A 7,415-nucleotide genomic window follows, 5' to 3' on the forward strand; every position below is an offset into this window, starting at 1 on the left:
CACGACTTCATGGGCGTCACCGTGTTTCTGCTGATCTTCGCGGCGATCATTTTCTTCGCGCCGGAGATGGGGGGCTACTTCCTCGAGTCGAACAACTTCGTCCCGGCCAACCCGCTGCAGACCCCGCCTGAGATCGCGCCGGTGTGGTACTTCACGGCGTTCTATGCGATGCTGCGCGCCACCACCGATCCGTTCAAGATCGTGCTGATGATCGTGATCGCGCTGCTTGGGTTGTTGGCACTGGTGCGGGCTCGCGGCAAATGGAAGGTGGGGCTGCCGGTGCTGGCCGTGCTGGTGATTCTGGCGATGTATTTCACCCAGTCGAAGTTCTGGGGCGTGGTGGTGATGGGCAGCGCGGTGATATCGCTGTTCTTCCTGCCATGGCTCGACCGCTCGCCTGTGAAGTCGATCCGCTACCGGCCGTTCTTCCATAAGGTGTTTTATGGGATCTTCGTGCTGATTTTTCTGACGCTGGCGTTCCTCGGCACGAGGCCGGTGTCGCCCGCCGCGACCCTGATCGCGCAGATCTGTGCGCTGGTCTATTTCGCGTTTTTCCTTGGCATGCCGTTCTGGACGCGGCTTGGAACCTTCAAGCAGCCACCTGAACGGGTGCGGTTCAAGCCTCACTAATCGCGGGCCAAGGAGACACGAAGATGAGAAAAATGCTTTCGAGGTTTGCGGTGATCGGGGCCGCATCGCTGACACTTGCGCTCGCGCTGCTGGCGGCGCCGGCTTACGCGGACGATTTCCCACTCGACCGCGCGCCCGATAACGCGGACAATTTTGCTTCTTTGCAGCATGGCGCCAAATTGTTTGTAAACTACTGCCTGAATTGCCACAGTGCGAACCTCGTGCGCTACAGCGCATTGACCAGTTTGGGCATTTCACCGCAGGAAATTCAGACAAACCTGCTTTTTACCACCGATAAGATCGGTAACACGATGTCCGTGGCAATGAAGCCTGACGACGCGAAATCGTGGTTCGGCACGGCGCCACCGGATTTGTCGGTGGAGGCGCGGGCGCGGGGCCGGGACTGGCTATATACGTATCTGCGCAGTTTTTATCGCGACGATACACGGCCAACCGGCTGGAACAATCTGGTGTATGAAAACGTGAGCATGCCCAACGTGTTGTGGCAGCTTCAAGGGCAGCGTACGGCGAAGTTCGACGATGTGGTCGACGAAAGGAGCGGGGAAACAGTCCATAAATTCGTCAGCTACCAACAGGTCACGCCGGGCACGTTATCGGCGGTAGATTATGATTCGGATGTGGCCGACCTCGTGTCGTACCTGTCCTGGATGTCCGAACCGACGCAGCAAACCCGCCACCGCCTTGGTGTGTGGGTGCTGCTGTTCCTCGGCGTCCTGAGCTTTTTCGCATGGCGATTGAACGCTGCGTACTGGAAAGATATCAAATAATCACGCCATGGCTGGCGTGGGGCCAGTGCAAGGAAAAACCTGCTGAACGGTTTTTCTGCGTGCTGGCCCTTCAGCTTTTTGAGGAAACGTAAACATGATGGTTCTGTATTCCGGCACAACTTGCCCATTCTCCCAGCGCTGCCGGCTGGTGTTGTTTGAGAAAGGCATGGACTTCGAGATCCGCGACGTCGACCTGTTTAACAAACCGGAAGACATCGCTGTGATGAATCCGTATGGTCAAGTGCCGATCCTCGTCGAACGGGACCTGATTCTGTACGAATCGAACATCATCAACGAGTACATCGACGAACGCTTCCCGCATCCGCAACTGATGCCGGCAGACCCGGTGCAACGCGCCCGTGCTCGCCTGTTCCTGCTCAACTTCGAAAAGGAACTGTTCGTCCACGTCGGCACGCTCGAAAACGAGAAGGGCAAGGCCGCCGAGAAGAATCACGAGAAAGCACGTCTGGCGATCCGCGATCGTCTGACGCAGCTCGCGCCGATCTTCCTGAAGAACAAGTACATGCTGGGCGAAGAATTCTCGATGCTCGACGTGGCGATCGCGCCGCTCCTGTGGCGTCTGGATCACTACGGCATCGAACTGTCGAAGAACGCTGCGCCGCTGATGAAGTACGCCGAACGGATTTTCAGCCGTCCGGCCTATATCGAAGCGCTGACACCGTCGGAAAAGGTGATGCGTCGTTGAGTTTGGCTTGACGGTAAGGGCGCCGCGTACGGATCGTGATGGTGATTGACGCGCCAATGCGATCCGGGCGCGGCGTCTTGCCCAGTAAGAGGACTGTTGATGCAAGAGATTTCCACGAAGCCTTATCTGCTGCGTGCGCTATATGAGTGGTGCACGGATAACGGCTATACGCCGCACATCGCGGTACGGGTCGACAATCAGACGCGGGTGCCTCGCCAGTTCGTGCGGGACAACGAAATCGTGTTGAACATCAGTTTCGAGGCCACCAGCCAGTTACAGATGGGCAACGAGTGGGTCGAGTTCAGCGCGCGGTTTTCGGGCAAGTCGCACAAGATCGAAGTGCCGGTTGCCAATGTGCTGGCGATCTACGCGCGTGAAAATGGTCAGGGAATGGCGTTCCCGGTCGACTCGGCGGGTGGCGAGGCGACGGATTCAGGCGCTGACGCCGAAGAGGCGGAAGAGCTGGAGTCTCCGGTGAAGGCCACAGATAGTGGCACGCGGGGCCCTCGGGCGATCGAGTCTGAACCGGCGCCGCAAGCGAAGGCCGAGGAGGCCGCCGCTGACGACACGCCGCGTCCCGATGACGATGGATCGAAGGGTGGCGGTCGCGGTCACCTGAAGGTCGTCAAGTGAAGTGAATGACTGCTGTGTGCGTATCCAGCGAGCCGATCATGCTGGATACGCCGCAGCTTCCTCAGGCCAGTTCGCGGCCACCCGTTTCTTCGAGCATCGAAACGGCGACAAGCGAAATAATCACGCCAACAATCATGTACCAGGCCGGGGCCATCGTATTGCCCGTCGCCTTGATCAGCCACGCGACGACTAACTGGGCAGTCCCGCCAAACACCGACACGGCAACCGCGTACGCGCTCGCCAGATAGCCGGCGCGCACATGCTTCGGGAAGTTCTCGGGCATCAGCGAATACGCCGGCGCCGATCCCATCGTGTAGAAAATCATCAGCAGCACGATCAGCCCAAACACAACGGGCAACGAAGGAAAGTGATTCATCAGCCAGAAAGCCGGGTATAGCAACGCGATCAACATGACCCGGCCAATGATGGTGAGCGGCTTGCGGCGTTGCATCCTGTCGGAGAGCGCGCCCCACAACGGGCACAAGATCAACGACGAGCATGCCGCACCGATCGACACCAGCATGGAAAGCTTCGGCGGCAGCCCGAGATACTGGATCGAGTAGGTCGGGACGTAGTACATCAGGACGTAGGTCGCGACGGTCATGCCCATGATCGCGAACACGGTCAGAAACCATTTGCGCACGAGTCCCGGCTCGATGCTCGCCCCTTTTGTCCTGGCGGCCGAAGGCGGCTCTTCGACGATATGCCGGCGCAGATAAACGCCCACCGGCATGATCAGGACGCCGACCAGAAACGGCACGCGCCATCCCCAGTCGAGCAGCTGCGTGCTGGTGAGCTGATAGTTGAGCAGCGCGGCCATGCCTGAGCCGAGCAACGCGGCGGCACCCTGGCTAGCCAGTTGCCAGCTTGCCCGGAAGCCGCGGCCCTTGGCCGAACCCGTCTCCAGTAAGGTCGCCGTGGCGGCGCCAAATTCGCCGCCCTGCGCGAAACCCTGCAGCAGGCGAGCGAACACGATCAACGCGGGCGCAGCCAGGCCGATCGTCGCGTAGCCGGGGGCGAGGCCGATCATGGCGGATCCGACTGCCATCAGGAAGATGGTCAACGTGAGCGCGGCACGGCGTCCATGTTTGTCCGCGTAGTGCCCGAGCACGAAGCCACCCACCGGTCGCGCGACAAACCCGATCGCGAACGCCGACAGCGCGAGCAGGGTGGAGACGACCGGATCGTGCGCAGGGAAGAACAGCTTGGCGATGGTCAGCGCAAAGAAGCTGTAGACGGTGAAGTCGAAAAACTCGAGCAGATTGCCGATGACCGCAGCCACGACGATCTTGCTTTGCGACACAGGCGTCGAAATGGGTGGCACGGCTGACGTCTCGACGGGTTTGGCTGACATGGTGGTTCCCTGTGCTCGAAGTTTGCACACGGCCGCGCGTGACGGTCTGGATCGCGCGCGGCGTTTTATATCAATGGCGGAGACGTTCGCGTTCGTTAATGCGTGGCGGCTCCGGTCCCAGCGAGGAAACGCTCGGCGAGACGCGTCCAGTAAGCCGCGCCCACCGTGAGGTTGTCGTCGTTGAAGTCGTAGGAGGCGTTGTGCAGCATCGGCGCGCCTTCTCCGTTGCCCAGGCGCAGGAAACAGCCCGGCTTTTCCTGCAGGTAATAGGCGAAGTCCTCACTGCCCGCGATAGGGCCGAAACCGTCAACCACGCGTGCCTCGCCCACCAGTTCGCGCGCGACCTGCAACGCCAACTCGGTCTCCGGTGCGCTATTGACGACGACCGGATAGCCGGGCACATAGTTGACCTCGATGCGGGCGCCGTAAGCGTCCGCGTGTGCTTGCGCAAGCGCGCGGATGCGCGTCTCGAGCAGCTTGCGGACCTCGGCGTCGAACGAGCGCACGCTGATCTGCAGACGCGCTGTTTCGGGGATCACGTTCGCCACGTGCCCGGCATTGAAGGCGCCGACTGTCACCACGGCGGCTTGCATCGGATCGACGCTGCGTGACACGACAGTCTGCAGCGCGAACACCAGCGCGGCGCCGATCACGACCGGGTCGACGGCCAACTGGGGCCGCGCCGCATGGCCGCCGCGACCGTGGATCACGATCTCGACCGTGTCGCACGCCGCCATGAACGGACCACTGCGGAACATGAAGGTGCCGGTCGGGTAACCGGGGTGATTGTGCAGGCCGAAGATCGCCTCGCATGGGAAGCGCTCGAACAGGCCGTCTTCGATCATGCGTTTGGCGCCGCTGTCCGCACCGATTTCCTCGGCGGGTTGGAACACCAGATGCACCGTGCCGTCGAAGCGGCGCGTGCGCGCCAGATGGCGGGCGGCGCCGAGCAGCATGGTCGTGTGGCCATCGTGACCGCACGCGTGCATACGGCCCGGCTCGCTGCTGGCGTAGGGCAGGCCCGTCTCCTCGTTGATCGGCAGAGCGTCCATGTCGGCGCGCACGGCGACCGCGCGCGAGCCCGTGCCCGCCTTGAGCGTGGCCACCATGCCGGTGCCGCCCAGGCCGCGCGTGACGGCATAGCCCCAGCTTTCCAGGCTCTGTGCAACGAAATCGGAAGTCTTGAACTCCTGATAGGCGAGTTCCGGGTGGCGATGCAGATGGTGGCGAATGCCGCTCAGTTCTTCGCGCAGATCGTGGGTGTCATCGAGGGAACAGAAGTTCGGCGTGTCTGCCATGGTTTTTAGCTTGCCCGGTAGTGAGGGATGGGCCAGTATTTCACCGCAAAAAGGCCTTATCAATGACGTTTTACGGTCGATGATGTTGACTTTAATGTCAACGGATTAAGCCATGCCGGGCGACACCGAAACGCTGCGAGACGTTTGTTCGACTGTTCTAAAACGGGCGAGTTGATACTCGCCGCCTGGTTGCGCGTTGACCAAATCCGGTTAGGCAGCGGTTACACGGAATCCAAAAAGCAAAAAGCCCGGTCACGAGGACCGGGCTAAGTGCCTGAATCTATTGGTGCCCCCTGTCTGATTCGAACAGACCACCTCATGATTACAAGTCAAGTGCTCTACCAAATGAGCTAAGGGGGCGAAAGCAGCGCGCTATTATAAGCCAAGAAGAAGCATACTGCTACTAGGCGCCGCGTCCCGGCAGTCCATCAGTTACCATGTATGTCTATCCGATGTCCCTGTCATATCGGATTCCCACCTTTCTCAATGACCCAACTCCCTACGCCGCACCCCTCCGAACCCCCGACCATCACCTGGCCCGAGGCCGACGGCCCGCGCTCCGCGCGCTGGCGCTCCGAAGCAGCGGTGCCGCCGCCCAGACGTGTCGTCGTCGCGGATGACCGCACCACCGCCGATACCGCCTATCGCCTCGCATGCGAAGGCACAGCTCTTCTGTGGCAAGGCGATTTCCAGAACGCCCGCCAGCTTTTGCAGGCGGTGACGCGCCGCGTCGAACGCAAGCCGCGCAAGCAGGCTGAGACCCTGATCGACGCCTTCAATTTTCACCGCCAGGCGCAGTCGCAACGTGCGCGTACGCTCGGCATGCTGCTGATTCCGCTCGATGCCAGCTACGCCATTCCCCTGCGCCGTGCGCCCGAAGTGGCGCTGGCTTGTGCGGAGACGTATGGTCCGTCGAGTGATGAGCCGTCGGTGGTTTCGCTGCGCGAGCTGCTCGGTCTGATCGGCGCTCACGAATGGCGCAAGAAGGGCGTGGAGATTCCTTTGCTCGGGGAGCGCATTCATCCGCACTACGGCGTGTTTTCGCCGGTGCGTGGCGAGTACATCGATCTGGTTGCGCATACGCCGTTGCCGTCGCTGAACAAGGCATTCGACATCGGCACGGGCACGGGTGTGCTCGCTGCGCTGCTGGCCAAGCGCGGTGTGAAGAAGATCGTCGCCACGGATCAGGACCCGCGGGCGTTGGCATGCGCGCGCGAGAATCTCACGCGCCTCGGCTATACCCAGCAGGTTGAAGTGGTCGACGCCGATCTGTTTCCTGAAGGCCGCGCGCCGCTCGTGGTCTGTAACCCGCCGTGGGTGCCGGCGCGGCCAGCGTCGCCGATCGAATATGCGATCTATGACAACGACAGCCGCATGCTGCTCGGCTTCCTGAATGGGCTGACGGACCACCTCTCGCCCGGTGGGGAAGGCTGGCTGATCCTGTCGGATTTCGCTGAGCATCTTGGTCTGCGCACGCGCGAGTTTTTGCTCGAGGCGATCAACAAGGCCGGGCTGACGGTAGTCGGTCGGGAAGATATTCGGCCGCGGCATCCGAAGTCGTCGGACGAGACCGATCCGCTGCACGCCGCACGCGTGCAAGAGGTGACGACGCTGTGGCGGTTGAAGGTGCGGTAGGGGCCTGACAGTCCACGAGTGAGCCGGGGAATGGCGAAGGGCGCCGCTGCTCAGCGTCCGGCGTCCGCCAGATAAGCCAGCGCCCCGCGTCCCGCGACCAGGCCGCTCGCGAAGCACGCGGTCAATAGGTACCCGCCGGTCGGCGCTTCCCAGTCGAGCATTTCACCGGCGCAGAACGCCCCCGGCACATCCCCGATCATCAGGCGCGAATCCAGCGCCTCAAACGGTACACCGCCCGCACTGCTGATGGCTTCTTCAATCGGCCGCGGGCGTATGAGCTTCAGCGGCAGTGCCTTGATCGTCTGAGCGAGAAGGGCCGCGTCCGAAAACGCTTCCTTCGACAGCGCTTCGTGCAGCAGGCCGAGTTTGAC

At 61.6% G+C, this 7,415-nt stretch carries 7 protein-coding genes, 1 tRNA gene and 1 pseudogene; 5 read left to right on the plus strand and 4 right to left on the minus strand.

Annotated features, from left to right (window positions below):
- The 4 genes and pseudogenes from M0954_RS09580 to M0954_RS09595 all read left to right on the plus strand — a co-directional run.
- Window positions 1-630: pseudogene (locus M0954_RS09580) on the plus strand (cytochrome bc complex cytochrome b subunit); the annotation flags it as partial.
- Between the two features lie 23 nt (window positions 631-653).
- Window positions 654-1,418, plus strand: a complete 765-nt coding sequence (locus M0954_RS09585) for a cytochrome c1 (RefSeq protein WP_297352847.1) — start codon at window positions 654-656, stop codon at window positions 1,416-1,418.
- A gap of 94 nt (window positions 1,419-1,512) precedes the next feature.
- The gene (locus M0954_RS09590) at window positions 1,513-2,124 is read left to right on the plus strand and encodes a glutathione S-transferase N-terminal domain-containing protein (protein WP_006052302.1); all 612 of its coding nucleotides are present in this window, start codon (window positions 1,513-1,515) and stop codon (window positions 2,122-2,124) included.
- A 99-nt stretch (window positions 2,125-2,223) separates the two neighbouring features.
- On the plus strand, window positions 2,224-2,757 hold the full coding sequence (locus tag M0954_RS09595; protein WP_297352849.1) for a ClpXP protease specificity-enhancing factor: 534 nt from the start codon (window positions 2,224-2,226) through the stop codon (window positions 2,755-2,757).
- A 61-nt stretch (window positions 2,758-2,818) separates the two neighbouring features.
- Here the strand turns inward: M0954_RS09595 and M0954_RS09600 are convergent, their stop codons facing one another.
- From M0954_RS09600 to M0954_RS09610, 3 genes are all read right to left on the minus strand, one after another.
- Complete coding sequence (locus tag M0954_RS09600) at window positions 2,819-4,111, minus strand: MFS transporter (protein ID WP_297352851.1); 1,293 nt, start codon at window positions 4,109-4,111, stop codon at window positions 2,819-2,821.
- A 95-nt stretch (window positions 4,112-4,206) separates the two neighbouring features.
- On the minus strand, window positions 4,207-5,409 hold the full coding sequence (locus M0954_RS09605) for a M20 aminoacylase family protein (protein ID WP_133892478.1): 1,203 nt from the start codon (window positions 5,407-5,409) through the stop codon (window positions 4,207-4,209).
- Between the two features lie 284 nt (window positions 5,410-5,693).
- A tRNA-Thr gene (locus M0954_RS09610) sits at window positions 5,694-5,769 on the minus strand.
- A 126-nt stretch (window positions 5,770-5,895) separates the two neighbouring features.
- Between M0954_RS09610 and M0954_RS09615 the strand changes: the two genes are divergently transcribed.
- Entirely contained in the window at window positions 5,896-7,044 is a 1,149-nt protein-coding gene (locus M0954_RS09615; RefSeq protein ID WP_297352853.1) for a class I SAM-dependent methyltransferase, read from the plus strand.
- Window positions 7,045-7,094: 50 nt separating this feature from the next.
- Here the strand turns inward: M0954_RS09615 and M0954_RS09620 are convergent.
- Window positions 7,095-7,415 (minus strand): NAD(P)/FAD-dependent oxidoreductase (locus M0954_RS09620; protein WP_297352855.1); only part of this gene is annotated, 321 nt, incomplete at its 5' end.

The organism is Paraburkholderia sp., assembly GCF_026225065.1.
Classification (GTDB): domain Bacteria; phylum Pseudomonadota; class Gammaproteobacteria; order Burkholderiales; family Burkholderiaceae; genus Paraburkholderia.

Bases quoted from the DNA above. Each gene is read 5' to 3' on its own strand.
- M0954_RS09585 (WP_297352847.1), top strand. From the start codon at position 654: ATGAGAAAAATGCTTTCGAGGTTTGCGGTGATCGGGGCCGCATCGCTG.
- M0954_RS09590 (WP_006052302.1), top strand. From the start codon at position 1,513: ATGATGGTTCTGTATTCCGGCACAACTTGCCCATTCTCCCAGCGCTGC.
- M0954_RS09595 (WP_297352849.1), top strand. From the start codon at position 2,224: ATGCAAGAGATTTCCACGAAGCCTTATCTGCTGCGTGCGCTATATGAG.
- M0954_RS09600 (WP_297352851.1), bottom strand. From the start codon at position 4,111: ATGTCAGCCAAACCCGTCGAGACGTCAGCCGTGCCACCCATTTCGACG.
- M0954_RS09605 (WP_133892478.1), bottom strand. From the start codon at position 5,409: ATGGCAGACACGCCGAACTTCTGTTCCCTCGATGACACCCACGATCTG.
- M0954_RS09615 (WP_297352853.1), top strand. From the start codon at position 5,896: ATGACCCAACTCCCTACGCCGCACCCCTCCGAACCCCCGACCATCACC.